Here is a 24,857-nt window from a genome sequence, read left to right as displayed (position 1 = left end):
CCCGGCTCGCGCGCGGACATGCGACGGGCTCGACTCTCAAGGAACTCCAAAGCACGGAACCGCCCCGGTGGCCCGTGGACGTGCCGATACTGGGGGCATGACCACTGCTGCGGGGACCGTGCTGGTCGTGGAGGACGAGGAGAGCATCGCGGACGTGCTCGCCATCGCCCTGCGCTACCACCGGTTCGAGGTGATGACCGCGGGCACCGCCCGTGAGGCCCTGGCGCTGGCCGGGCGCACCCGGCCGGACGTGGCGCTGCTCGACGTGATGCTGCCCGACGGCGACGGCCGGGCCCTCGGCCGCCAACTGCGCGCGGCACGAGCCGATCTGGCGCTGGTGTTCCTCACCGCGCGCGACTCGCCCGCCGAGATCGTCGGCGCCCTCGGCTTCGGCGACGACTACATCACCAAGCCCTTCGACATCGACGTGGTGATCGCCCGCGTCAGCGCCGTACTGCGCCGCACCCGCGCCGCCGACGTCTTGCCCCAGCGCCCGCCGCTGCGCTACGGCGACCTGGAGCTGGACGAGTCGACGTACTCGGTGCACCGGGCGGGCCGTACGGTCGAGCTCACCCCCACCGAGTACGCCCTGCTGCGGTTCCTGGTGCGCAACGGCGGCCGGATCGTGCCCAAGGAGCAACTCCTGCGGCATGTCTGGCAGTACGAGCACACCCCGCCGGAGTCGACCGTCGTGGAGACCTACATCAGCTATCTGCGCCGCAAGCTGGACACCCTCGGACCGCCGGTCATCACCACCCGGCGGGGCGTGGGCTACGGACTGGCATGAGGCTGCGCTGCCTGGGCCGGGGGCATCGCGGCATCCACTCGCTGCGCGCCAAGCTGACGCTGGCCAACGTGGCACTGCTGGCTCTCGGCATCGTCGCGGCGACCGCGATCAGCCTGATGACCGCCCGGCACTATCTCCTCGGCAAGATCGACTCCGAGCTCATGGCGACCCGCGCCACCTTGCAGAACGCCGGGTTCAGCATGCGCCAGATCGAGTCCCTCGGCGAACTGGGCATCGCCATGGACCAGTTCGCGGGGAAGGGCGCCGAGGCCCTGCCCAGCTCCACGGATTCGGTGTTCGTCGCCGTCGACGCCGAGGGCCGCCCGGTCGCCCTCGGCCCGCTGGCGCCGACCGCCCGGCAACGCGCGGTGGCCGAAGCGGCCGGTGATCCCGCCGCCCTCGCCGCCGAGGCCGAACCGAGCGACCTCCGAGTGGACGACATGCCGTACCGCGTCATCGGCGCCCGGCTCGCCGACGGCACCCTCGTGCTGATCGCCACCTCCACCGACGTCCTGCACGAGGGCATGGCCAAGGCCATCAAGCTCGATTTCGCCTTCGGCACCGTGCTGCTGGCGCTCCTGGCCTGGCTGACGCTGATCAGCGTGAGCCGCAGAATGCGTCCGCTGGAGGACATGGTGGAGACCTCCTCGGCCATCGCCGAGGGCGATCTGACCCGCCGCGTCCCCTCCAGCCGCGAGGCGACCCTTGAGGTGGAACAGCTGCGTCTGGCCCTCAACTCCATGCTCCACCAGGTGGAGCACGCCTACCGCACCCGCGAGCGCAGCGCCGCCCAGCTCCGCCGCTTCGTGGGGGACGCCTCCCACGAACTGCGCACCCCGCTGGCCGCCATACGCGGCTACCTCCAGCTCTACGACAAGGGCATGCTGAACGACCCCGACCAGCGCAAGCGGGCCTGGGAGCGGGTCAACGCGGAGGCCGACCGGATGGGCCGCCTGGTGGACGAGCTGCTCTGCCTGGCCCGCCTGGACCAGCGGCCCGAACTCCGCTTCTGCAATGTCGACGTGAGCCGGCTGGTCCGGGACGCGGCGGAGGACCTGCGCATGCAGCAACCGGAGCGCCCGGTCACGGTCTGCGCCGACGGCGCCCTGCTGATCCGCGCCGACGAGTCGGGCCTGCGCCAGGTCCTGGGCAACCTCACCACCAACGTCCGCGTCCACACCCCGCCCGAGACGCCGGTCCATCTGGGGGTCCGCCGCGAGGACGGCGTCGTACGGCTGACCGTGGAGGACAAGGGCCCGGGGCTCACTCAGGAAGACGCGGCGCGCGTCTTCGACCGCTTCTTCCGGGCGGGCGGGGGCGCGGGAAGCGGTCTGGGCATGGCGATCGTGCAGGGAGTGGTGAAGGCGCACGGGGGTGAGGTGGTGGTGGACACGGCGCCGGGCGAGGGGTTGACGGTGACGGTGACCCTGGTCACCTAACTCCGTTTGAGGCTGAATCCGTTTGAGGCTGAATCCGTTTGAGGCTGAATCCGTCCCGGCAAATCCGTCCGCGGCTAAATCCATCCGAGGCGCCACAGCCGGAATACGCCCGTCCCGTCGCTCAGATACTGTCCGCCCCCCACATCCGCGCTGCTCACCACATACTCCTTGGCCTGCCACAGCGGAATCACCGGAACAGCCTCGGCGATCAGCTGCTGCACCGCCCTGAAGTCGTCCGCGGCCTCGGCCCGATCGGCGAATCGCTGGCTCTTTCGAATGAGCCGGTCGACCGCCTTGTCGGAGTACCCGGTGTTCATGGTTCCCCCGGTACCGACCAGAGGCGCCCCGTACGTGTCCGGGTCGGGAAAGTCCGCGACCCACCCCACGCCGTACGCGTCCAGCTTCCCCGTGGCCCACCGCTTCTGGAAATCGGTCCACTCGTAACCCTTGAGCGCGACCTGGAACAGCCCACCGGCCTCCAACTGCTTCTTCAGCTCGGCGGCCTCCTCCTCGGCGGCGCCGCGGCCCGTGGCGTAGCCGTACGTGAACCGGACCGGAAGTTCGACCCCGGCCGCTTCGAGCAGGTCCCGCGCCTTGCCGGGGTTCTGCCGCGGATACGTGTCGAAGAACGACGTCGTATGCCCCGTGATCCCGGTGGGGATCAGCGAGTACAGCGGATCCACGGTCCCCCGGTACACCGTCGCCGCGAGCTTCTCCCGGTCGACCAGCCAGGCCAGCGCCTGCCGCACCCGCACGTCCCGCAGCGGTGAGCCCTCGCGGGTGTTGAGATACAGATTGCGCACCTCGGAGCTGTCCGCCTCGGACACCCGCTGCTCCGGGTCGCCGGGATCGAGCTCGGCCAGCACCTTCGGCGGCAACTGGCGCGTGGCCACGTCGATCCGCCGGGCCCGCCAGGCCCGGTCCAGCTTGTCCGCGTCCGCGAAGTACCGCAGCTTCACCGGCCGTCCGGTGTCCTGGACGGCGCCCTGGTAGTTCCCGTTGGGCACCAGGACCGCCGAGTCGGCCTCCGTGTACGAGGAGAGCTCGTACGGCCCGGTGCCGTCGACGCCCTCGTCGGTCCGCAGGCCGTTCTTCGGGTACTTGGTGCGGTCGACGATGGAACCGGCGCCCGTGGCGACCTTGAACGGGAAGGTAGCGTCGGCCGAAGAGAGTTGGAAGGTCACCGTGAGCCCGTCGGCATCCACGGAGCCCAGCGTGTCGAAGAGCGACGCGGGACCGACGTCGGACTTGATCTCCCGCACCCGGTCGAACGAGTACTTGACGTCCTCCGCGGTCATCGTCCGCCCGCTCGGGAAGGTGAGCCCCTCGCGCAACTCGCAGCGGTAGGTGCGCAGTCCGCCGTCCTCCCACCCGCAGCTCTCGGCCGCGTCCGGGACCGGCGCGGCGCCGCCCGGCTCGAAGGTCAGCAGGGACTGGAAGACATTGCTGAACAACGCCCAGGACCCGGCGTCGTAGGCGCCGGCCGGGTCCAGCGAGGTGACCGCGTCCGTCGTGCCGACCGTGATGGTCCGGTCCTCGTCGCCCCGCGACGGCAGCAGCTGCCAGCCGACCGCTCCCACGGCCGCCAGCACGAGCAGCGTCGCGAGAATCCGCATGCGAACCGATCGCATGGTGCCCTCCCCGGGCCCGTTTCCGGACCCCAGCGATATGCCACTCCCCTAGTGGCGGGCACACCTAATCACACGTTTTTCAGCCGACGGAAGGGGGATTTGGCGGGTTGAGAAAGAACTTACCTTTCGGTGTTTCCGCCATGTTTCACAGGCGGCGCACAGCGGCGGAATCCAGGCCGGTGGATCAGGTCCGCCTGGAGGCCAGTTCGATCACCGTGATGTCCGACGGGGCCCCGACGCGCGTGGGCGGACCCCACGCTCCGGCGCCGCGGGTGACGTAGAGCTGGGTGTCGCCGTAGCGCTCCAGTCCGGCCAGGGTCGGATTGGCGCCCGCGGCGACGAGGTTGCCGGGCCAGAGCTGGCCGCCGTGGGTGTGGCCGGAGAGCTGGAGGTCGACGCCGTGCTCGACGGCGTCGTGGATCTGGACCGGCTGGTGGGCGAGGAGCACGCACGCGCGTGCCGGGTCGCGGTCGCCGAGCGCCTTGGCGAAGTCGGGGCCCTGGCCCTCGCTCTCGCCCGCGATGTCGTTGACCCCGGCCAGGTCGAACCAGGGCAGTTCGGTGCGGGCGTTCTCCAGGGGCAGCAGGCCCAGTCGCCGCACCTCCTCGACCCACTGCTCGGCGCCGGAGAAGTACTCGTGGTTGCCGGTGACGAAGTAGGCCGGTGCCCTGAGCTGCCGCAGCGGGGCCGCGGCCGGGCCGAGGTCCCGCACGCTGCCGTCGACCAGGTCGCCGACGACCGCGACGATGTCCGGCTGCGTCGAGTTGATCGTGTCGACGACCTTCTGCGCGAAGCCCCGCCCGAGGACCGGGCCCAGGTGGATGTCGCTGACCACCGCGATGCGGTAACCGTGCGCCCCGCGCGGGAGCTTGGCCAGCGGGACGGTGACCCGCTTCACACTCGGGCCGTTCAGCACGCCGTACGTGCCAAGACCGACCGTCCCCACGGCCCCCGCGGCCACCGCCCCGCCGATCACGCGGGAGACGAACAGGCGGCGGGAGGGGGCGAGCAGCGAGGGGCCGTCCTCGTCGGGCCCGGGCGTGGTGGGGGCGCCGTCCTCGTCGGGCCCGGGCGTGGTGGGGGCGCCGTCCTCGTCGGGCCCCGGCGTCGTGGGAGCGCCGTCCTCGTCGGGCCCCGGCGTCGTGGGAGCGCCCATCGGCACGGGCTCGGCCCGCCGTACCGGCACCTCGGCGGGGCTGCGCCGCTCCAGCCGGCGCCGCAGCAGCGGTCGTACGACCTCACCCGCGAGCAGACCCAGGAGCAGGTACATCGAGAGCGCCAGCCACAGGAAGCCGGGCCAGGCCAGCACCTGCTGGAGCCAGAACGGCGCGCCGGTGCGCTCGGCGATCAGCGCGCCGAACGCCATCAGCCAGCCGCCGCCGATCAGTACCGCGCCCGCGCGCCGCACCCAGCCGGGGCCGCTGGTCGTGTCACGGAACAGGCGGCGCCACACGTACCAGTTGGCCGTCACCAGGACGGCCAGGACGAGGGCGATGAAGACGAGGACCACGGAGCCGTATCTCTCTGCCTGGGTGGGAGGTGCCGCTGGTTATGACGTCCGGCGCAATGCGCGCACTCCGCGCAACCCGATGCCCCCGACGACCGTCCCCAATACGAAGGAGACGACCGCGAGCAGCAGGTGCACCCAGAAGTACCCGGTCGGATCGCCCGCGTCGTCGAACGCGAGCCCGCTGCCGTCCTTGACGAGGTTCTTGACGAAAGTGATCCAGATGACCCAGCTCCACACCCCGAAGGCGAGCAGGAACCAGGAGACGGGACGGCTGAGCTTCATACGTTCAGTATCACCGCCGCGTGTCCTGATCCGTGGCCGGGGTGGGGGTCGGGGCACGACTTCACCGGCTGTGCCCTGTACGTTCTCGTCCGTGTCCGCACCCCAGAAGACCACCAGGCGATCACTGCTGGTCACTTCCGCACTTCTGTCGTCCCTGGCGCTGACCGCGCCCGTCTCGTACGCGGCCCCGAGCCCGTCACCGACGCCGTCCGCCACTCCCCCCGCGACCATGTCGACGGTGGGCGGCGAGCGGCTCGGACAGCCGGGGACGCAGGTCGATCTGGCGAGCGGGGTGCCCGTGCTGCCCAAGGGCCTGTCGGCGCGGTCCTGGATCGTCGCCGACGCCGAGTCCGGCGAGGTGCTCGCGGCGCACAACGCGCACTGGCGGCTCGCGCCGGCCAGCACGCTGAAGATGCTGTTCGCCGACACCCTGCTGCCGAAGTTCCCGTCCTCCACCGAGCACAAGGTGGTCCCCTCCGACCTGGCGGACGTGGGCTCCGGCTCCAGCATGGTCGGGATAAAGGAGGGCGAGACCTACACCGTCCACGACCTGTGGCTGGGGGTCTTCCTGCGCTCCGGCAACGACGCCGTGCACGTGCTGTCGAAGATGAACGGCGGCATCAAGAACACCGTCGCGCAGATGAACGCGCATGCCGAGGAGCTCCAGGCGCTCGACACCGAGGCGGTCTCCCCCGACGGCTACGACGCCCCGGGCCAGGTGTCCTCGGCGTACGACCTGACCCTGATCGCGCGCTCCGGGCTGCAGAAGGAGGACTTCCGGGAGTACTGCTCGACCGTGAACGCGAAGTTCCCGGGCGAGACGAAGAAGAACAAGAAGGGCAAGTCGGTCCGCGGCACCTTCGAGATCCAGAACACCAACCGGCTGCTGAGCGGGGACTCCGACGTCCCGGTCTACCAGGGCATCGCGGGGGTGAAGAACGGCAACACCACCAACGCGGGCGCGACCTTCACCGGGGTCGCCGAGCGCGACGGCCGGGTGCTGCTGGTCACCGTCATGCACCCGGAGAAGGACGAGTCCAACGAGGTCTACAAGGAGACCGCGAAGCTCTTCGACTGGGGCTTCAAGGCGGCCGGCAAGGTGCAGCCGGTGGGTGAGCTGGTCCCGCCGAAGAGCGCGGCCGAGGCGAGCGCGCAGCCGGGTGCCAACGACGCCGACTCGGGATCGGGCTCGGACTCGGGTGAGGCCGGGGGCGGGTCCGGCGGCGGCTCCTCGTCGGAGCAGCCGGTGGCGGGCGCGGCGGCCGGCGGCTCCAGCGGCATCGGCATCGCGCTCGGGGTGACCGGCGGTCTGCTGGCGCTGCTCGCGGCGGGCGCGTTCCTGGTCAACCGCCGGTGGCCGCTGCCTGATCTGGTACGTCGTCGGCGGTGACCTCCTCCGCCTTGGTGCCGGTGGCCGTCCACGCCGCGCAGAACACCACGAGTTTCGTGGTGAAGTTGATCCACAGCAGTAGGGCGACCGGCACCCCGAAGGCGCCGTACATGCTCTTCGCGGCCACGCCCTGCATGTAGCCGCTCAGCAGCAGCTTCAGCAGTTCGAAGCCGATCGCGCCGATCAGCGCGGCCACCATCAGCCGGCGGCGCGGCGGTTCGACGCCGGGCAGCAGGGTGAGGACGTAGAGCAGGACCAGGAAATCGGCGAGGACGGCGACCGAGAAGGCGACGACACGCAGCAGGACGCCGCCCCAGCCGCCGTCCTCGATGCCGATCTCACGCGTGATCCGGCCGACCATCGCGGAGGCCACGGCGGAGGCGGCGAACGTGACGAGCACGGCGCCCCCGAGGCCCACCAGGACGCCCGCGTCCTTCGCCTTGCGCAGGACGGGGTTGTCCTCCTCGTCGTCCAGCTCCCACACCGCGCGCAGGCATTCGCGCATGGAGCCGACCCAGCTGATGCCGGTGAACAGCAGCAGAGCACCGGCGATGAGACCGACGGTGCCGGCGTTGTCCACCAGTGCGTCGATGTTCAGCTGGTCGGAGATGCCGGGGATCTGGTCGGCGATCTTGTCCTCCAGCGTGTCCTGCTGATCCTGGCTGAGCGTGGCCGCCGCGACGGCGGCGGCCACGGCGAGCATGGGGAACAGCGCGAGGAAGCTGGTGAACGTCATCGCCGCGGCCAGCCGTGTCCACTTCACCCGGTCCATGCGCTCGTACGACCGCCACGCGTGCGTGGTCATCAGCCGGGCGAGGTACGGCCCGACGCCGGGGAGCTTTTTCAGCCAGTCCATGATCCGACTCTCCCCTCATCCCGGAAAACCCATGTACGGGTTCCCCAGAACCGCAGGACAGTCGCCAATGCCATGCCCACTCCCGCACCCGAGACGAGGTCGGCGCGCCGGGAGGTGAGGCCGAGGCCGTAGTGGCTGACGGCGAGACAGAGCAGTTGTACGGCGGCGCCGGCGATGTTCACCGCGACGAAGGCGGAGTACGTCTTGAGGCCGCCGGCCCGGGTGTGCCGGTAGGTGCCGAGGGCGTTGCCCGCGTAGGCGACCGAGCATCCTGCGACGAAGGAGAGCACCTTGGCGGTGAGCGGGTCGAGGCCCGCCGGTCCGCGCAGGGCGACGAAGAGGGCGGTGTCGACGGCGTAGGCGAGCAGGCCGGCGGCGGCGAAGCCGAGGAGCTCGCGGCGGTGCGTGTTCGCGCGCGTGCCTTTGGATCGGCTGTGACGCCGGATCACCAATTGGCCACCGCCAGGCCGTACATGGCCAGCCACACCACGGCGATCAGGGCGAGGGCGCGGTCGCGCAGGACGACGTCCTCGGGCTCACCGGCGGTGCCGCGGTCGGCGAAGACCGCGTACCGGAGGATCGCGAGGATGAAGGCGACCACGGAGAGCTGCCGCCAGGGCAGCACGCTGGTGTGCGGGACCCCGCCCTCCTCCAGGGCCCACAGGCAGTACCCGAGGACGGCGACGCCGGCCGCGAGCTGCCAGACGAAGCGGAGGTATCCGGTGGTGTACTCGGTGAGCAACGCGCGCGTGGCGCCCGCTTTCCCGGCCATCTGCACGGCTTCGGAGTAGCGCTTGGCCGACACCATGAACAGCGCGCCGAATCCGGTCGTGATCAGGAACCAGCGGGACAACGGGATGCCGAGGGCGAGCCCGCCGACCATGGCCCGCATCAGGAAGCCGGTCGTGACGACGACGAGGTCGACGACCAGGACGTGCTTCAGGCTGACGCAGTAGGCCAGTTGCATGCCGAGGTAGGCGGCGAGCAGGGCGGCGACGAGGGGGTGGCTGAGCCAGAGGGCCGCGGCGGGCGCGAGGACGGCGAGCGCGCCGCCTACGGCGTAGGCGACGGGCACGGGCACCTGTCCGGCGGCGACCGGGCGGTGCCGTTTGGTGGGGTGCGCGCGGTCGGCTTCGGCGTCGCGGGCGTCGTTGATGAGATAGACGGCCGCGGCGCAGGCGGTGAAGAGGGTGAAGACCAGCGCGAGTTGGGTGAGGGCGTGGGTGGTGAAGAGCTCTCCGGCGGCGGCCGGGGCGGCCACGACCAGGACGTTCTTGACCCACTGCTTGGGGCGGGCGGTCCGGAGCAGTCCGCGCAGGAGGCCGCGGGCGGGAGGCTGGGGGTTGGTGTCGCGTGGGGGCGTGCGTTGTTCGTGGAGCGCGGGTTCGCGGGTGCGGGCGGCTGCCCCGGCGAGGGGCGCGGTCTCAGTCATGCGTGCCTGCCTCCATCCAGCGCGCTCCCACGCCCGCCGTGAACGCCCCCAGCACCGCGCCCGCCACCACGTCGGAGGGGTAGTGCACGCCGACGACCATCCGGGAGAGGCACATGGCGACGGCGAGGGGAGGGAGGGCGCGGCGGGCGGTGACGAGCGCGGCGGCACGGGCCGCGGGGAGGAGGGCTTCGCGGGTCGTGGCGAGGGCGGCGGCACGGGCCGTGGGCGTGCGGAATCCTCCGCGCGCTCCCAACATGCCGAAGGCGATCGCGGCGGCGGTGGCGGAGGCCGCGTGGGAGCTCGGGAAGGAGTGGCGGCCCGCGGTGCGCACCAGGGGTTCGACGTGTGAGGGACGCGGGCGGCGTACGACTCTCTTCACGCCCATGCTCACGACGTGCGCGCCTGCCGTGAGCGCGGTCCCGCGCAGCCAGGCGCCCCGCCGCGAGCCGTCCACGGCGGCGCCCGCGAGGCCGGCCGCCAGCCACAGCGCACCGTGCTCGCCGGCCCAGGACAGGGCGCGCGCGGCGCCGGCGACGCGCGGGTCACCGCCGTACGCGCGCAGCGCCGAAAGGATTCGGTGGTCCAGTTGGTCCATGTGGACTCACTGTTCACGCCGACCCCGCCGGAACTCCGGCAATATTGAGCGACATCCCATTAATCACCCATTTCGGGGAGGCATGTGATGTTTCACAACCAATCATCCCGAAACCGGCGATACGGTCGCCGACATGCCTGCCGACACCGTTTCCGTCACGGGATGGGGCCGCACCGCTCCCACCACCGCCCGCGTGATCCGCCCCCGGACGTACGAGGAGGCCGCGGCCGCCGTCCGTGACTGCGGGGCCCGGGGCGGCATCCCGCGGGGCCTGGGTCGGGCGTACGGCGACGCGGCGCAGAACGCCGGCGGAGCCGTGATCGACATGACGGGCCTGGACCGGATCCACGCCATCGACGCCACCGGCGGCACCCTCCTGTGCGACGCGGGCGTCTCCCTGCACCGCCTGATGGAGGTCCTCCTGCCGCTCGGCTGGTTCGTGCCGGTGACCCCCGGCACCCGCCAGGTCACCGTCGGCGGCGCGATCGGCGCGGACATCCACGGCAAGAACCACCATGTGTCCGGTTCCTTCTCCCGGCACGTCCTCTCCCTCGAACTACTCACCGCCGACGGCGCGATCCACACCGTCAGCCGCGGCACGCCCCTGTTCGACGCGACCACGGGCGGCATGGGCCTGACGGGCGTGATCCTGACGGCCACGCTCCAACTGCTGCCGGTCGAGACCTCGCTGATGTCGGTGGACACCGAGCGCGCGACGGACCTCGACGACCTCATGGCCCGCCTCACCGCCACGGACCACCGCTACCGCTACTCGGTGGCCTGGATCGACCTCCTGGCCCGCGGCTCCGCCACCGGCCGCGCGGTGCTGACCCGCGGCGACCACGCCCCCCTGGAGGCGCTGCGCGCGGGCACGCGCGCGCGGAGGGACCCGCTGGCCTTCCGTCCCGCCCAGCTCCCGTCCCCGCCCGCCCTCTTCCCCGAGGGCCTGCTCGGCCGCGGCACGGTCGGCCTGTTCAACGAGTTCTGGTACCGCAAGGCCCCACGCGCGCGTACCGGCCGGCTCCAGCGCATCTCCGCGTTCTTCCACCCCCTGGACGGCGTCCCCCACTGGAACCGCGTCTACGGCCGCGGCGGCTTCGTGCAGTACCAGTTCGTCGTCGGGTACGGCCAGGAAGACGCCCTGCGCCGGATCGTGCGGCGCGTCTCGGAGCGCCGCTGCCCGTCCTTCCTCGCCGTCCTCAAGCGCTTCGGGGACGCCGACCCCGGCTGGCTGTCCTTCCCGCTCGCGGGCTGGACGCTGGCCCTGGACGTCCCGGCGAACCTGCCGGGCCTCGGCGCCTTCCTCGACGAACTGGACGAGGAGGTGGCCGCGGCGGGCGGCCGCGTCTACCTCGCCAAGGACTCCCGGCTGCGGCCCGAGCTGCTCGCGGCGATGTACCCGCGCGTGGACGACTTCCGCGCGCTGCGCGCCGAGGCCGACCCGCGCGGGGTGTTCACCTCGGACCTGTCCCGCCGCCTGGGTCTGTAGACCGGCCCTACGCCCCTCCCCCTAAGGAGCCCGTCATGAAGGACGCCTTCGGCCTCCCCCAGTCCCTGCTCGTCCTCGGCGGCACGTCCGAGATCGCGCTGGCCACCGCCCGGCGGCTGATCGCCCGCCGCACCCGCACGGTGTGGCTGGCGGGCCGCCCGACCCCCGCCCTGGAGGAGTCGGCGGAGCAACTGCGGGCCCTGGGCGCCCGCGTGCACACCGTGGCGTTCGACGCCCTGGACACCGAGTCCCACGAGTGGGTGCTCGGCAAGGTCTTCACCGAGGGCGACATCGACCTCGTTCTGATGGCCTTCGGCGTCCTCGGCGACCAGGCCCATGACGAACGCGAGCCGCTGGCCGCCGTACGCGTCGCGCAGACCAACTACACCGGCGCGGTCTCGGCGGGCCTGGTCTGCGCCCGGGCTCTGCAGGCCCAGGGCCACGGCTCGCTGGTCGTGCTGTCCTCGGTGGCCGGTGAACGGGCCCGCCGCGCCAACTTCATCTATGGCTCCAGCAAGGCGGGCCTCGACGTGTTCGCCCAGGGCCTGGGCGACGCCCTGCACGGCACGGGCGCCCACGTCATGGTCGTACGCCCGGGCTTCGTACGCTCGAAGATGACGGCCGGGCTGGAGGAGGCCCCCCTGTCGACGACACCGGAGGCCGTGGCGACGGCGATCGAGCTGGGGCTTCGGCGCCGCGCGGAGACGGTGTGGGTGCCCGGGACGCTCCGGGTGGTGATGTCGGCGCTGCGGCACATGCCACGGGCGCTGTTCCGACGCCTGCCGGTCTAGGCCCGAGCCTGCCGGTCCAGGGCTGACGGCGGCCGGGGGCTAGCTCGCCGGGATGGACCCGCGCTCCACGGGGCCGGCCTGCGGCGGCACCACCGCGCCGCCGAAGGCGAACTCGCGCAGCTTGCGCCATACGCCGTCCGCGCCCTGCTCGTACAGAGCGAACCCGGTGCACGGCCACTCGGCCTCGTAGTCGGCGAGTTCCTCGTACGCGCGGTCCATCGCGGGCTCGTCGATGCCGTGCGCGACGGTCACATGCGGGTGGTAGGGGAACTGCAGTTCCCGTGCCACGGGTCCGGACGGGTGCCGCACCTGCTTCTGCAGCCAGGTGCACGCCGCCGCGCCCTCGACGACCTGGACGAAGACGACCGGCGACAGGGGACGGAAGGTGCCCGTGCCGGACAACCGCATGGGGAACGGCCGCCCCGCGGCGGCGACCGCGACGAGGTGCGCCTCGATCGCCGGCAGCAGTGAGGCGGCCACCTCGGTCGGCGGCAGCAGGGTGACGTGCGTGGGGATGCCGTGAGCAGCGGCGTCGCCGAAGCCCGCGCGCCGCTCCTGGAGCAGGCTGCCGTGAGGCTCCGGGACCGCGATCGACACGCCGATCGTTACGGTCCCCACGTCGTCTCCTGTCGTCGTGACGGTCGGTTCTGTCAGCCGTCGGCTATCGACTGTACGGCCACGGCTGTGCCGTGGGCAGGCGCAACCGTAGTGATGTGCAGCGCTCTGCCCAGTGGTACGTCTGTGCGGTGGTGCGCCTCAGTGCTTGGCGGGCAGGAAGCCGACCCTGTCGTAGGCCTGCGCCAGCGTCTCCGCGGCGACGGCTCGCGCCTTCTCCGCGCCCTTGGCCAGGATCGAGTCGAGCGTCTCGGGGTCGTCCAGGTACTGCTGGGTCCGCTCCCGGAACGGCGTCACGAACTCGACCATGACCTCGGCGAGGTCGGTCTTGAGCGCACCGTAGCCCTTGCCCTCGTACTTCTGCTCCAGTTCCGCGATTCCCTCCCCCGTGAGGGTCGAGTAGATCGTGAGCAGGTTGCTGACGCCCGGCTTGTTCTCGGTGTCGTACCGGATGACCGTGTCGGTGTCGGTGACCGCGCTCTTGACCTTCTTCGCGGTGGCCTTGGGCTCGTCGAGAAGGTTGATCAGGCCCTTCGGCGTGGACGCCGACTTGCTCATCTTGATCGACGGGTCCTGCAGGTCGTAGATCTTCGCCGTCTCCTTGAGGATGTACGGCTTGGGGACCGTGAAGGTCGCGCCGAAGCGGCCGTTGAAGCGCTCGGCGAGGTCGCGGGTCAGCTCGATGTGCTGGCGCTGGTCCTCGCCGACCGGGACCTCGTTGGCCTGGTAGAGCAGGATGTCCGCGACCTGCAGGACGGGGTACGTGAACAGGCCGACGGAGGCCCGGTCGGCGCCCTGCTTGGCGGACTTGTCCTTGAACTGGGTCATGCGGGAGGCCTCGCCGAAGCCGGTGAGGCAGTTCATGACCCACGCGAGCTGGGCGTGCTCGGGGACGTGGCTCTGGACGAAGAGCGTGCAGCGCTCCGGGTCGAGGCCGGCCGCCAGCAGCTGAGCGGCGGCCAACCGGGTGTTCGCCCGCAGTTCCGCGGGGTCCTGCGGGACCGTGATCGCGTGCAGGTCGACGACCATGTAGAACGCGTCGTGGGTCTCCTGCAGGGCCACCCACTGGCGGACGGCGCCGAGGTAGTTGCCGAGGTGGAACGAGCCTGCGGTGGGCTGGATTCCGGAGAGCACGCGGGGACGATCAGAGGCCATGTTCACCATTCTCTCAGGTCTCGGGTGGCGATCCGGAACCCTTGGCGAACTGGTCGGCAACAGGTGGGAACCGATCCGTCCCCGGCGGTGTAACAAGGGTGTGAGAACGCGGGAGGGGGGCCGCATCGTCGATGAGGCCGCGGTGATCGCCCGGGTGCGCGCCGGAGAGCCGGAGGCGTACGCGGAGTTGGTGCGTGCCCATACGGGCATCGCCCTGCGGGCGGCCGCCGCGCTCGGCGCGGGTGCGGACGCGGAGGACGTGGTGCAGCAGGCCTTCGTGAAGGCGTACTGCGCGCTGGGCCGGTTCAAGGACGGCGCGGCCTTCAAGCCGTGGCTGCTGTCGATCGTCGCCAATGAGACGAGGAACACAGTGCGGACGGCGGCCCGGCAGCGCACGCTCGCCGGCCGGGAGGCGGCCTTCGTGGAGGCCGAGCCGCTGATACCGGAATCGGCGGACCCGGCGGCGGCGACGCTGCGGACGGAGCGCCGCGCGGCCCTGCTGGCCGCCCTGGAGAAGCTGAGCGAGGAGCACCGCCTGGTCGTCACCTACCGCTATCTGCTGGAGATGGACGAACCGGAGACGGCCCAGGCCCTGGGCTGGCCCCGGGGGACGGTGAAGTCCCGGCTCAATCGCGCGCTGCGCAAGCTGGGCAGGCTGCTGCCGGACTTCGAGCCCGGGGAAGGGGGTGAGGAGCATGGATGAGGAGCGTCGTTCCCACGACGGTGGGGGTGGCCGCGGGCTGCCGGAGGAATTGCGCTCGCTCGGGAGGTCCCTGGACCGGCCCGGGGCCGACGGCGCGGAGACGATGGTCGAGCGGGTGCTGCAGCAGATACTCGCCGAGCACGTCCCCACCCCGGTGGCCGAGCCGGCCGGGGCCGGGGAGCGGCTGCGCGCGGCACGCCGGTGGACCCGGGCGCGCTGGCGTTCGCTGACGGCCGCGCTGTGCGGTCTGCTCACGGTGCTCGTGCTCACGCCCCCGGTGCGGGCGGCGGTCTTCGACTGGTTCGGCTTCGGCGGGGTCGAGGTGCGCTACGACCCCTCGGCCCGGCCGTCGGCGAGCGCCGAGGTGCCTCGCTGTCCGGGCTCGGGGTCGGTGTCGCTTCCGGGGGCCGAGCGCAGGGCGGGGTTCGCCCCCGTGGTGCCGGAGGCGCTCGGCGCGCCGGACGCGGTGACGGTCACGGACCAGCCGAGCGGACGGTTCCTGGTGAGCCTGTGCTGGCAGGAGGACGGGCGGACGGTCCGTCTCGACGAGTTCCGGGCCCGTCTGGACCCCGCCTTCGTGAAGACCGTGCGGGAGCAGCCGGAGTGGATCAGCCTGGGCACCGGGGACGGCGCGGCGCCCCAGGACACCGCCTTGTGGTTCGCGCGCCCGCATCTGCTGAGCTTCCCCCTGATCGGCGCGGACGGCTCCACCCACACGCACCAGGAGCGGACGGCCGGGCCGACGCTGCTGTGGATGCACGAGGCGGACCCGGCGGTCGAGGGCACGCTCACGCTCCGGCTGGAAGGGGTGGCGTCGAAACAGCGGGCGGTGGAGATCGCCAAGTCGCTGGAGAAGACCTCCGAATAGTCGGCCGGGGACGGGAACCCCGGCGGCTCGGGCGGTGTACCAGAAGTGACACGCGGCTCGGGGACGGGCCGGACGGCAATCGACTCACTGGGGGTTCGGATGCGCGGTCGAGGGCGGGGACCGAGGGCGGGACGGCACCGGCTGACGGCGTCGGCGGGGGCGTTGACGGTGACGCTGGCGATGCTCGTGTGGGGTGCGGCGCCCGCGTCGGCCGGGGGGCCGACGAGCGTGTTCCTGGTCTCGCCGGAGACCGGTCGGACGGCAGGGCTGTACTACTCGGACCGGGAGTACGGCCGGCTGGACTCCCTCCTCAGGGCGGGCTCTTTCCGGGCGCCGCCCGAGGGCGTGCGGGCCGACCTTCGGATCACCCTCACCTGGCTCATCCATGACAGCAGCCCCTGGCGGATCGACTGGATCTTCCCGGTCAGCGAGGGCGAGGACGTCTGGATGCGCCGGGCGATGATCCCCGCCGATCCGACGACCCCCAGCTGGCACCGCGCCGCGGACCCCGGACCCATCCGCGCCCTGCTCTCCGACCTGGACCTGCTGGAGCGCCCCGGCTCCGGGGAGGACCTGTCCGCCTTCTCCCTGCGGGACGTGTATCGCGACGACGCGGCGGCGGAAGCTCCGGCCGAGGCGACCGGGGCGGAAACCCCGCCCGCGCCCCGGAGCACGGCGACAGCGCGGTCGGACGACGACACCGGCTGGTGGTGGGCCCTGGCAGGGGGTGCGGCGGGAGCGGCGCTGGCGCTGGTCCTGCGGCCCTTCGCCGCACGGTTGCGGCTGGGCGGTCGGGGGGAACCGGGGCCTCGGCAGGAGCTGCGGGACGTGTGAGTCACGGATGCGATCGGCGGGGGAGGCAGGGGAGGGTGAGGGGACGGATGAGGGTCCGAAGGGGGCGAACGGCGGCACGGCTCGTGCTGCTGGGAGCGGTGGGGCTGGTGCTGGTCGGAGGGGCGGCGGCAGCCGGGGCGGTCGAGGCGGAGGGGGGCGGTGCGGGGGCCGCGACGGAGGCACCGGACCTGGCGATGGTGGTCGGTGGGGGTGTCGGGCAGCCGACCTCGGTGCGGTCCGGGGAGCCGCGGTTCGCCCGGCTGTGGCAGCTGCTGGAGCCGATGTACACGGGGACGGAGCGGGTGCCCGAGGCCTGGGTCGAGGGTCGCCATCCGCCGGTGCGGATCACGGTGGTGTGGGGGCTGACGGGGGTGGGCGGGCGGCCCATGACGCATCGGGCGCCGGGTGGGGACGTGGCCGTCGAGCGGCAGGACCAGCTGCTGGTCGCGGCGGACGGCACACCGTGGGTGCGCTCGGATCCGGCGCCGGAGGTGGAGGACGACGACATCCGCTGGCACCGGGCACCCCGCTCGGTCTTCGAGCACCTCGACCGGGCCGGAGTACTGGGCGAACCGAGTGCCCACGCCTTGGCCGGGGCCGACGGCCCGGCGCCGGCGGAGGACGCCGTGTGGTGGGCGCTGCCGGGTCTGGCCGTGGGCTTCGCGGCCGGGGTGGGCGGCACGCTCGCGATACGCCGCGCGGCGGCCCGGCCGGGTGCCGGACCGCCGCGGGAGGGGCCGCGTCAGCAGCTCATCGATCTTTGAGAGTCATCCTGGGAATCGCTGCTCCTTGACAACTCAACAGGGCGTTGATCAGCCGAGGTCGATCTCCGGGTACAGCGGGAAGCCGGCCACCAGGTCGGTCGCCCGGCGGGAGATCTCGTCCGCGATCTTCGCGTCCAGGACGTGGGCGGCCTTGGAGGGGGCACCGGACTTGGTGGTGCCGGCCTCGGTGGTGGTGAGGACGCGGTCGATGAGGCCGGCGACCTCGTCCATCTCGGCGGTGCCGAGACCGCGGGTCGTCAGGGCGGGGGTGCCGATGCGGATGCCGGAGGTGTACCAGGCGCCGTTGGGGTCGGCCGGGATGGCGTTGCGGTTGGTGACGATGCCGGACTCCAGGAGCGCGGCCTCGGCCTGGCGGCCGGTCAGGCCGTAGGAGGTGGCCACGTCGATCAGGTTGAGGTGGTTGTCCGTGCCGCCCGTCACCAGGGTGGCGCCCCGGCGCATCAGGCCCTCGGCGAGGGCCTGGGAGTTGTCGACGATGCGCTGGGCGTAGTCCCGGAAGGAGGGCTGCCGGGCCTCGGCGAGGGCGACGGCCTTGGCGGCCATGACGTGCGGGAGCGGGCCGCCGAGGACCATGGGGCAGCCTCGGTCGACCTGGTCCTTGAGGGAGTCGTCGCACAGGACCATGCCGCCGCGCGGGCCGCGCAGCGACTTGTGGGTGGTGGTGGTGACGATCTGGGCGTGCGGGACCGGGTCGAAGTCGCCGGTGAGGACCTTGCCTGCGACCAGGCCCGCGAAGTGGGCCATGTCGACCATGAGGGTCGCGCCGACCTCGTCGGCGATCTCCCGCATGATCCGGAAGTTCACCAGACGGGGATAGGCGGAGTACCCGGCGACGATGATCAGCGGCTTGAACTCCCGGGCGGAGGCGCGCAGGGCGTCGTAGTCCAGGAGGCCGGTGGCCGGGTCGGTGCCGTAGGAGCGCTGGTCGAACATCTTGCCGGAGATGTTCGGACGGAAGCCGTGGGTGAGGTGGCCGCCGGCGTCCAGGGACATGCCGAGCATGCGCTGGTTGCCGAAGGCCTGGCGCAGCTCGGCCCAGTCGGCGTCGGAGAGGTCGTTGACCTGGCGGACGCCTGCCTTCTCCAGGGCGGGGGCCTCGACGCGGGCGGCGAGGACGGACCAGAAGGCGACGAGGTTGGCGTCGATTCCGGAGTGCGGCTGGACGTAGGCGTGGCGGGCGCCGAAAAGCTCCTTGGCGTGTTCGGCGGCGAGGGATTCGACGGTGTCGACATTGCGGCAGCCGGCGTAGAAGCGGCGGCCGATCGTGCCCTCGGCGTACTTGTCGCTGAACCAGTTGCCCATCGCCAGCAGAGTGGCCGGGGAGGCGTAGTTCTCGGAGGCGATCAGCTTGAGCATCTCGCGCTGGTCGTGGACCTCCTGGCCGATGGCGTCGGCGACCCGCGGCTCCACGGCGCGGATGACGTCGAGGGCGGCGCGGAAGGCGGTGGATTCGTTGGACAGGGGCTGCTCGGACAAGTCGGCCTCCGGACGGCGTGGCGTTCAGCGTTCACGGTTCGGCCCAGGCGCACGGCACACAGTCACGACCGGGCCGCTCCCCGATGGTCGGTCCCATCCCAGCGCGCCAGTCACGGCCCGCTGGTCAGCCTACCGGGCGCGCCGTCGGGTGAAGGTCCCGCGTCCACCATCCGAGCAAGGATAGGAAGGGGGTCCCGCTTGTCTTCGGGTGTCTTCTGGAGGTGCCGTGACCACTACGGAAACCCTCATCGCCGCGGCCGAGGCGCACGGTGCGCACAACTACGCGCCGCTGCCGGTCGTCGTCGCGTCGGCCGACGGGGCTTGGATGACGGATGTGGAGGGGCGGCGCTATCTGGATCTGCTCGCCGGCTACTCGGCCCTCAACTTCGGGCACCGCAACCGGCGGATCGTCGAGGCGGCGAAGGCGCAGCTGGAACGGGTGACGCTGACGTCGCGGGCGTTTCATCACGACCGGTACGCCGCGTTCTGCGAGCAGCTGGCGCAGTTGTGCGGCATGGAGATGGTGCTGCCGATGAACACGGGCGCGGAGGCGGTGGAGACCGCGGTGAAGACGGCCCGCAAGTGGGGCTACCGGGTCAAGGGCGTGCCCGCGGAGATGGCGAAGATCGTGGTCGCGGGCAACAACTTCCACGGTCGGACGACGACCCTGATCAGCTTCTCCACGGACCCGGAGGCGCGGGCGGACTTCGGGCCGTACACACCGGGGTTCGAGATCGTGCCGTACGGGGATCTGACGGCGATGCGTTCGGCGCTGAGCGAGAACACGGTGGCGGTGCTGCTGGAGCCGATCCAGGGCGAGGCGGGGGTACTGGTGCCGCCGTCCGGCTATCTGGCGGCGGTGCGGCAGCTGGCCCGGGAGCGGAACGTGCTCTTCGTGGCCGATGAGATCCAGTCGGGGCTCGGGCGGACGGGGCGGACGTTCGCGTGTGAGCACGAGGGGGTCGTGCCGGACATGTACGTGCTGGGCAAGGCGCTCGGGGGCGGGGTGGTGCCGGTGTCGGCGGTGGTGTCCTCGGCCGAGGTGCTGGGGGTGTTCGGACCCGGGGAGCACGGCTCGACGTTCGGCGGGAACCCACTGGCCTGTGCGGTGGCGCTGGAGGTGATCGCGATGTTGCGGACGGGCGAGTTCCAGGCGCGTTCGGCGGAGCTGGGTGATCATCTGCACCGGGAGCTGACCGCGCTGGCCGACACCGGCCGTGTCACGGCGGTGCGGGGGCGGGGACTGTGGGCGGGCGTTGACATCGCACCGCGCTACGGCACCGGGCGTGAGGTGTCGGAGAAGCTGATGGACCGGGGTGTGCTGGTGAAGGACACCCATGGCGCCACGGTCCGGATCGCCCCGCCGCTGGTGATCGGCAAGGAGGACCTGGACTGGGGGCTCGCCCAACTCCGTTTCGTACTGGGGCTGTAGCCGATCGGGTCGACCCGGGCATGGATCGAGCCGTACCGGAGGATCACGTGCGCCGTACCGGCCTCAGAGGATCACGTGCGGGAGGAAGCGCGCGTACTCGTCCGTGACCAGTCCCCCGGACTCGCGGATGCCCAGGCCCGCCGACTCGTCCTCGACGACCCAGGCGCCGAGGACGACCCGGTTGCCGTCGAAGTCGGGCAGCGGCGCCAGCTCCTGGTAGCAGCAGGGCTCGTCGCGGATGACGGGGTCGGCACCCGGTTCGTGGACGGTCACGCCCGCGCCTTCGCGGCCCAGCAGGGGTTTGGCGACGTAGCCGGTGGTGCGGGCGAGGTCGCGCGGGCCGTCGAGGTGGGCCGGGAGGAGGTTGGGGTGGCCCGGGTAGAGCTCCCAGAGGATGGCCAGCAGGGCCTTGTTGGACAGGAGCATCTTCCAGGCCGGCTCGATCCACAGGGTCGTCCCCGTGCCGCCGCCGTTGTCGAGGGTGTCCAGGACGTGACCGGCGAAGCGGTCGGTGGTGAGCCACTCCCAGGGGTAGAGCTTGAAGCAGCTGCGGATGAAGCGGAGCCGGTTGTCGACGAACCGGCCCGAGAGGCGGTCCCAGCCGATCTCCTCCATGGAGATCCAGTCGGTGTCCAGGCCGGCCTGCTCGGCGGTTTCCTTGAGGTAGGCGACCGTCATGAGGTCCTCGCCGAGTTCGTCGGCGGAGGAGTGCGCGAAGTACAGGGGGCTGCCGGGCGGGAGGAGGGCGGCCTGCTTCTTCCAGGCGGCGACCAGGCGTTCGTGCAGGGAGTTCCACTGGTCGGCGCCGGGGAAGCGCTCCTCCATCCAGAACCACTGCGGGGAGGCGGCCTCGACCAGGGAGGTGGGGGTGTCGGCGTTGTACTCCAGCAGCTTCGCCGGGCCGCGGCCGTCGTAGCGCAGGTCGAAGCGGCCGTAGACGGAGGGCAGTTCGGCGCGGCGGTGCCAGGCCTCGGTGACCGCTTCCGCCACGCGCGGGTCGGTGATGCCGAGGTCGGCGAGGCGCCCGGAGGTGATGATGTGGTCCGCCGCCCGCAGGCACATGCGGTGCAGTTCCTCGACGACCTCCTCCAGCGCCTCGACCTCCTCCAGCGAGAAGACGTAGTAGGCGCTCTCGTCCCAGTACGGGCGCAGGGAGTCGTCGGGGTAGCGGGTGAGCGGGTAGATCAACCCCTGTTCCTCGACGGTGTGCTGCCAGTCGGGGCGGGGGGCGATGGTGCGGCGTTCCATGGGGGTGCGTCCCGAGGGTCTCAGCCGCCGCCGCTGCCGGAGCCGGAGCAGCCGAATCCGCCGCGGTCGACGGCCTCGCTGCGGCTGAAGGTGCCGTAGTCGGCGCGGCCGCCGTCGACTTCGGCGTCGTAGTACCAGGCCGCGTCGGAGCCACCGCCGGTCTTCTTCTTGCCGCTCTTGCCGTACGACGAGCCGGAGGAGCCCGAGGAGCCGGACTTGCAGTTCTTGTCCGCGATGACCTTGTAGCCGTCCCAGGTGTAGCTGTCCCGGTCGACGCAGCGGCGGTCGGGCTCGGAACCGCAGGAGGTCAGTGCCGCCGCGACGACTCCCATACCGCCGAGCACCACCGTGCTGGACCGCAGCCGACGCTTCGTCTGTGCCATTGCCGTTCTCTCCCCGTGTCCCTCGGCTGGGCGATCACCTTACGGCAGCACCCTGCACAGGGCTTCGAGGGCCCCCGACCATGCGTGGTCGGGCGGGGTGGCGTAGCCGACGACGAGTGCGTCGAGAGGGTCGGCGCAGGCCTGTTCGTGGCGGAAGTACGCCAGGCCGTGCAGGAACAGCCCCTGCCAGTGGGCGGCTTGGACGACCGAGGCCTCGGTGCCGGGCGGCAGGCACAGGACGGCGTGCAGGCCGGCCGCGATACCGGTGACCCGCACGTCCGGGGCGCGTTCGGTGAGGGCGGTGATCAGGGCGTCGCGGCGTCGCCGATAGCGGAGGCGGGAGGCGCGGACGTGACGGTCGTAGGCGCCGTGGGTGAGGAACTCGGCCAGGGTCAGCTGGTCGAGCACCCCGCAGGTGTCCACGTCGCCCTTGGCCGCGGTCACCGCCTCCACCAGGTGCGGCGGCAGGACCAGCCAGGCCAGTCGCAGTCCGGGGGCCAGGGACTTGCTGGCGGTGCCGAGGTAGACGACGTGCTCGGGGTCCAGGCCCTGGAGGGCGCCGACGGGCTGGCGGTCGTAGCGGAACTCGCCGTCGTAGTCGTCCTCCAGGATCAGGCCACCGGTGCGCCGGGCCCAGTCCACGACGGCGGCGCGCCGGGCGCGGTGGAGTACGGCGCCCATCGGGAACTGGTGGGCGGGGGTGAGCAGGACCGCGCCTGCGTCCGCCGACGCGCCCGGATCCGTGCCGAGTTCGTCGAAGGGGAGCGGGGTGGTCGCGAGGCCCGTCCCGGTCAGCACCTTGCGGTGCTCGGGGAGTCCGTAGGACTCGACGGCGATCGTTCGTGCGCCGCGGGCTCGCAGGACCGTGCCGAGGAGGCGCAGGCCGTGGGCGAATCCCGCGCACACGACGATGCGTTCGGGGTCGGCACGGACGCCTCTCGCCCGGGAGAGATAGGTGGCGAGGGCGGTGCGCAGCTCGATCCGGCCGCGGGGGTCGCCGTAGCCGAGGACGTCGTGGGGAGCTGCGGTCAGGGCTCGGCGGGCCGCCTTGAGCCACTCGGTACGGGGGAAGGCGGAGAGGTCGGGGCGGCCCGCGGCGAGGTCGTGGGTGGGGCCGGGGCTGGTGCGGCGGGCCGGAGTGGCGGTCGTGGGAGGGGTGGAGCGGCCCTCGGCGACGCGGGTGCCCGAGCCCTGGCGGGCGGTGAGCCAGCCCTCGGCGACGAGGTCGGCGTAGGCGTCGGCGACGGTGTTGCGGGCGATGCCGAGGTCGGCGGCGAGGGAGCGGGAGGACGGCAGCCGGGTGCCGGGGGCCAGCCGTCCGGTGCGGACCGCCTCGCGAAGGGCGTCGGTGAGGCCCCGGCGCAGCCCCGGTCCGGTGGCCGGCTCCAGGTGGAGGTCGATGCCCAGCGCCGAGGAAGTGGCCCACGTGTTCGCCATGTAAATGGACCATACTCCTGGGCCTCTGGGTTCGTAGGGTCGAGGCATGACGACGACCACTGATCACACCGCCCCCGCCGCTTCCACCGCCTCCGTCGAGTACGCCCCCGAGCACCCCCAGCGGCTCAAGTGGGCCGAGCATGTTCCCGAGGTCTACAAGGCCATGGTCCGGCTGGACGCCGCCGCCCGGCGGGGCATGGACCCGAAGCTGCTGGAGCTGGTGAAGATCCGGGCGTCGCAGCTCAACCAGTGCGCGTTCTGCCTCGACATGCACACCAAGGACGCGCTCGGGGCCGGGGAGAGCGTGGAGCGGATCATCCAGCTCTCGGCCTGGGCGGAGTCGGCGCACTTCTACACCGAGAAGGAGCTCGCGGCGATCGCCCTGACCGAGGCGGTCACCGTGCTCACGGACGGTTTCGTGCCGGACGAGGTGTTCGCGAAGGCGGCCGCGCACTTCGAGGAGGCCGAGCTGGCCCAGCTGATCGCCGCGATCACGGTGATCAACGCCTGGAACCGGTTCGGCGTGACCTGCCGGATGACGCCGGGGCACTACCGGCCGGGCCGGCGGTGACGGACCGGAGCGAGATCCTCCGGGCCCTGCCCCGGCGACCGGCCCAGGCCGTCCCTCCCCCACTGCCTTGAGGGCGTGGGGGCACCCCCGACCTGCCCGGCCCCTGCTGCGGGCCGGGGGCCACGCGGGTCACGTTCGGGCCGTGGTTGCGGCGGCGGGCGGCCGAAGGGACCGCCGCGCCGCTGAAGTGACCGTCAGGACAGCCACGACCGCCAGGTGGACTCGTGGCCGTCCACCCACTTCCTCGCCGCCTCCTCGGGGGTCAGCTTCTGGTCGGCGATCATGAGGGAGACCTCGTTCTGGTCCTCGGTCGTCCACTTGAACTTCTTGAGGAAGTCCGCCGCCCGGCCGCCGTCCTTGGCGAAGTCGGCGTTGAGGTACTTCTGCAGCGGGGTGTGCGGGTAGGCGCAGGCGACCTTCTCCGGGTCCGCGTCGCAGCCCTCCTTGTACGCCGGCAGCTTCACCTCGGTCATGGGGACCTTCTTGAAGAGCCACTGGGGGGCGTACCAGTAGGTCAGGAAGGGCTTCTTCTCCTTGGCGAACTGCCTGATCTGGGTGATCTGGGCGGCCTCGGAACCGGCGAACACCACCTGGTAGTCCAGGTCGAGGTTCTTCACCAGTGCCTTGTCGTTGGTGACGTAGGAGGGCGAGCCGTCCATCAGCTGGCCCTTGCCGCCGCTCTCCGGGGTGCGGAGCCGGTCGGCGTACTTGTTGAGGTTCTTCCAGTCGGTGACGTCGGGGTGCTGCTTCGCGAAGTACGTCGGGACGTACCAGCCGATGTGGCCGGTGACGCCGAGTCCGCCGCCGTTCACGATGGTCCGCTTGTCCTTGACGTACCGCTGTTCCTGGTCGGGGTGGCCCCAGTCCTCCAGGATCGCGTCGACCCGGCCCTGGCTGAGCGCGTCCCAGGCGGGGACCTCGTCGATCTGGACGGTGTCGACGCGGTAGCCGAGCTCGTGCTCCAGCAGGTACTGGGCGACGGCCACGTTGGCCTGGGCGCCCACCCAGGACTGCACCGAGAGGGTCACGGTCTTCGCGCCCTGGGCGTTCGCGAACGGCGAGGCCTGCTGGGTCATGTCGGCGGCGCCGCAGCCGGTGAGCAGCAGGAGGGCGCCCACCGCGGCGGTCGTGGTGATACGGACGCGCAT

The 24,857-nt window shown here is 71.9% G+C and carries 25 protein-coding genes and 1 riboswitch; of the genes, 11 read left to right on the top strand and 14 right to left on the bottom strand.

The genetic code is table 11. From position 1 onward, the window contains the following. The first annotated feature begins 97 nt into the window (after positions 1–97). Complete coding sequence (locus ACWDRW_RS05630) at positions 98–787, top strand: response regulator transcription factor (RefSeq protein ID WP_451720573.1); 690 nt, start codon at positions 98–100, stop codon at positions 785–787. Further along, positions 784–2,226 (top strand): sensor histidine kinase, encoded by a 1,443-nt coding sequence (locus ACWDRW_RS05625; RefSeq protein ID WP_451720570.1) that lies wholly within the window; start codon positions 784–786, stop codon positions 2,224–2,226. The genes ACWDRW_RS05630 and ACWDRW_RS05625 overlap by 4 nt, the downstream gene beginning before the upstream one ends. Before the next feature lie 74 nt (positions 2,227–2,300). Here ACWDRW_RS05625 and ACWDRW_RS05620 read toward each other — a convergent pair whose 3' ends face one another. The 3 genes from ACWDRW_RS05620 to ACWDRW_RS05610 form a co-directional block, all read right to left on the bottom strand. Next, positions 2,301–3,857, bottom strand: coding sequence for an ABC transporter substrate-binding protein (locus ACWDRW_RS05620; RefSeq protein ID WP_451720568.1), 1,557 nt, complete (start codon positions 3,855–3,857; stop codon positions 2,301–2,303). A gap of 184 nt (positions 3,858–4,041) precedes the next feature. Continuing rightward, positions 4,042–5,367: a metallophosphoesterase gene (locus tag ACWDRW_RS05615; RefSeq protein ID WP_451720565.1), complete on the bottom strand. Its 1,326-nt coding sequence runs from the start codon at positions 5,365–5,367 to the stop codon at positions 4,042–4,044. Between the two features lie 39 nt (positions 5,368–5,406). Next, a complete protein-coding gene (locus tag ACWDRW_RS05610; RefSeq protein ID WP_186281261.1) occupies positions 5,407–5,649 on the bottom strand; it encodes an SCO4848 family membrane protein in 243 nt (80 codons plus the stop codon). A gap of 91 nt (positions 5,650–5,740) precedes the next feature. Between ACWDRW_RS05610 and ACWDRW_RS05605 the strand changes: the two genes are divergently transcribed. After that, the gene (locus ACWDRW_RS05605) at positions 5,741–7,039 is read left to right on the top strand and encodes a D-alanyl-D-alanine carboxypeptidase family protein (RefSeq protein ID WP_451720562.1); all 1,299 of its coding nucleotides are present in this window, start codon (positions 5,741–5,743) and stop codon (positions 7,037–7,039) included. On the opposite strand, the gene ACWDRW_RS05600 is transcribed toward ACWDRW_RS05605, so the two are convergent. Genes ACWDRW_RS05600 through ACWDRW_RS05585 form a run of 4 tightly spaced genes read right to left on the bottom strand, consistent with a single transcriptional unit; the run spans position 6,993 to position 9,922 of the window. After that, positions 6,993–7,895 carry a YihY/virulence factor BrkB family protein gene (locus ACWDRW_RS05600; protein WP_451720559.1) on the bottom strand — a complete coding sequence of 301 codons (903 nt, stop codon included), beginning with the start codon at positions 7,893–7,895 and terminating at the stop codon, positions 6,993–6,995. The genes ACWDRW_RS05605 and ACWDRW_RS05600 overlap by 47 nt on opposite strands. Then, positions 7,883–8,347, bottom strand: coding sequence for a GtrA family protein (locus ACWDRW_RS05595; RefSeq protein WP_451720556.1), 465 nt, complete (start codon positions 8,345–8,347; stop codon positions 7,883–7,885). The genes ACWDRW_RS05600 and ACWDRW_RS05595 overlap by 13 nt, the downstream gene beginning before the upstream one ends. After that, positions 8,341–9,327 carry a decaprenyl-phosphate phosphoribosyltransferase gene (locus ACWDRW_RS05590; protein WP_451720554.1) on the bottom strand — a complete coding sequence of 329 codons (987 nt, stop codon included), beginning with the start codon at positions 9,325–9,327 and terminating at the stop codon, positions 8,341–8,343. Before ACWDRW_RS05590 ends, ACWDRW_RS05595 begins: the two co-directional genes overlap by 7 nt. Next, positions 9,320–9,922, bottom strand: coding sequence for a phosphatase PAP2 family protein (locus tag ACWDRW_RS05585; protein ID WP_451720551.1), 603 nt, complete (start codon positions 9,920–9,922; stop codon positions 9,320–9,322). The genes ACWDRW_RS05590 and ACWDRW_RS05585 overlap by 8 nt, the downstream gene beginning before the upstream one ends. Positions 9,923–10,055: 133 nt before the next feature. Between ACWDRW_RS05585 and ACWDRW_RS05580 the strand changes: the two genes are divergently transcribed. Then, complete coding sequence (locus ACWDRW_RS05580) at positions 10,056–11,411, top strand: FAD-binding protein (RefSeq protein ID WP_451720548.1); 1,356 nt, start codon at positions 10,056–10,058, stop codon at positions 11,409–11,411. Between the two features lie 35 nt (positions 11,412–11,446). Further along, positions 11,447–12,202 (top strand): decaprenylphospho-beta-D-erythro-pentofuranosid-2-ulose 2-reductase, encoded by a 756-nt coding sequence (locus ACWDRW_RS05575; protein ID WP_451720545.1) that lies wholly within the window; start codon positions 11,447–11,449, stop codon positions 12,200–12,202. Between the two features lie 39 nt (positions 12,203–12,241). On the opposite strand, the gene ACWDRW_RS05570 is transcribed toward ACWDRW_RS05575, so the two are convergent. Together ACWDRW_RS05570 and trpS are read right to left on the bottom strand one after the other, a co-directional pair. Continuing rightward, positions 12,242–12,820: a 2'-5' RNA ligase family protein gene (locus ACWDRW_RS05570; protein ID WP_451720542.1), complete on the bottom strand. Its 579-nt coding sequence runs from the start codon at positions 12,818–12,820 to the stop codon at positions 12,242–12,244. 138 nt (positions 12,821–12,958) lie between these two features. After that, positions 12,959–13,972: a tryptophan--tRNA ligase gene (gene trpS, locus ACWDRW_RS05565; RefSeq protein WP_451720539.1), complete on the bottom strand. Its 1,014-nt coding sequence runs from the start codon at positions 13,970–13,972 to the stop codon at positions 12,959–12,961. A gap of 100 nt (positions 13,973–14,072) precedes the next feature. Between trpS and ACWDRW_RS05560 the strand changes: the two genes are divergently transcribed. The 4 genes from ACWDRW_RS05560 to ACWDRW_RS05545 all read left to right on the top strand — a co-directional run bounded on the left by ACWDRW_RS05560 (position 14,073) and on the right by ACWDRW_RS05545 (position 17,141). After that, positions 14,073–14,675, top strand: coding sequence for an RNA polymerase sigma factor (locus tag ACWDRW_RS05560; RefSeq protein WP_451720536.1), 603 nt, complete (start codon positions 14,073–14,075; stop codon positions 14,673–14,675). After that, positions 14,668–15,543, top strand: coding sequence for a hypothetical protein (locus ACWDRW_RS05555; protein WP_451720533.1), 876 nt, complete (start codon positions 14,668–14,670; stop codon positions 15,541–15,543). Before ACWDRW_RS05560 ends, ACWDRW_RS05555 begins: the two co-directional genes overlap by 8 nt. A 99-nt stretch (positions 15,544–15,642) precedes the next feature. Beyond that, entirely contained in the window at positions 15,643–16,377 is a 735-nt protein-coding gene (locus tag ACWDRW_RS05550; protein WP_451720530.1) for a hypothetical protein, read from the top strand. A 47-nt stretch (positions 16,378–16,424) separates the two neighbouring features. Beyond that, complete coding sequence (locus ACWDRW_RS05545) at positions 16,425–17,141, top strand: hypothetical protein (protein WP_451720527.1); 717 nt, start codon at positions 16,425–16,427, stop codon at positions 17,139–17,141. 48 nt (positions 17,142–17,189) lie between these two features. Here the strand turns inward: ACWDRW_RS05545 and ACWDRW_RS05540 are convergent, their stop codons facing one another. After that, complete coding sequence (locus tag ACWDRW_RS05540; protein ID WP_451720524.1) at positions 17,190–18,638, bottom strand: glycine hydroxymethyltransferase; 1,449 nt, start codon at positions 18,636–18,638, stop codon at positions 17,190–17,192. Between the two features lie 34 nt (positions 18,639–18,672). Further along, positions 18,673–18,762: riboswitch (ZMP/ZTP riboswitch) on the bottom strand. Between the two features lie 102 nt (positions 18,763–18,864). Between ACWDRW_RS05540 and rocD the strand changes: the two genes are divergently transcribed. Then, the gene (gene rocD, locus ACWDRW_RS05535; protein WP_451720521.1) at positions 18,865–20,070 is read left to right on the top strand and encodes an ornithine--oxo-acid transaminase; all 1,206 of its coding nucleotides are present in this window, start codon (positions 18,865–18,867) and stop codon (positions 20,068–20,070) included. A gap of 63 nt (positions 20,071–20,133) precedes the next feature. Here rocD and ACWDRW_RS05530 read toward each other — a convergent pair whose 3' ends face one another. Genes ACWDRW_RS05530 through pdxR form a run of 3 tightly spaced genes read right to left on the bottom strand, consistent with a single transcriptional unit; the run spans position 20,134 to position 23,138 of the window. Continuing rightward, positions 20,134–21,318, bottom strand: coding sequence for a glutathionylspermidine synthase family protein (locus ACWDRW_RS05530; protein WP_451720518.1), 1,185 nt, complete (start codon positions 21,316–21,318; stop codon positions 20,134–20,136). Positions 21,319–21,338: 20 nt separating this feature from the next. Further along, positions 21,339–21,701: a hypothetical protein gene (locus ACWDRW_RS05525; RefSeq protein ID WP_451720515.1), complete on the bottom strand. Its 363-nt coding sequence runs from the start codon at positions 21,699–21,701 to the stop codon at positions 21,339–21,341. 39 nt (positions 21,702–21,740) lie between these two features. Next, entirely contained in the window at positions 21,741–23,138 is a 1,398-nt protein-coding gene (gene pdxR / locus ACWDRW_RS05520) for a MocR-like pyridoxine biosynthesis transcription factor PdxR (protein WP_451720512.1), read from the bottom strand. A gap of 46 nt (positions 23,139–23,184) precedes the next feature. Here pdxR and ACWDRW_RS05515 point away from each other — a divergent pair, with 46 nt between their 5' ends. Next, positions 23,185–23,709: a carboxymuconolactone decarboxylase family protein gene (locus ACWDRW_RS05515; protein WP_451720510.1), complete on the top strand. Its 525-nt coding sequence runs from the start codon at positions 23,185–23,187 to the stop codon at positions 23,707–23,709. 194 nt (positions 23,710–23,903) lie between these two features. On the opposite strand, the gene ACWDRW_RS05510 is transcribed toward ACWDRW_RS05515, so the two are convergent. After that, positions 23,904–24,857, bottom strand: a complete 954-nt coding sequence (locus ACWDRW_RS05510) for an ABC transporter substrate-binding protein (RefSeq protein ID WP_451720508.1) — start codon at positions 24,855–24,857, stop codon at positions 23,904–23,906.

This window comes from Streptomyces sp. NPDC003635 (assembly GCF_053587635.1).
This window is presented reverse-complemented; position numbering and strand designations above follow the sequence as displayed.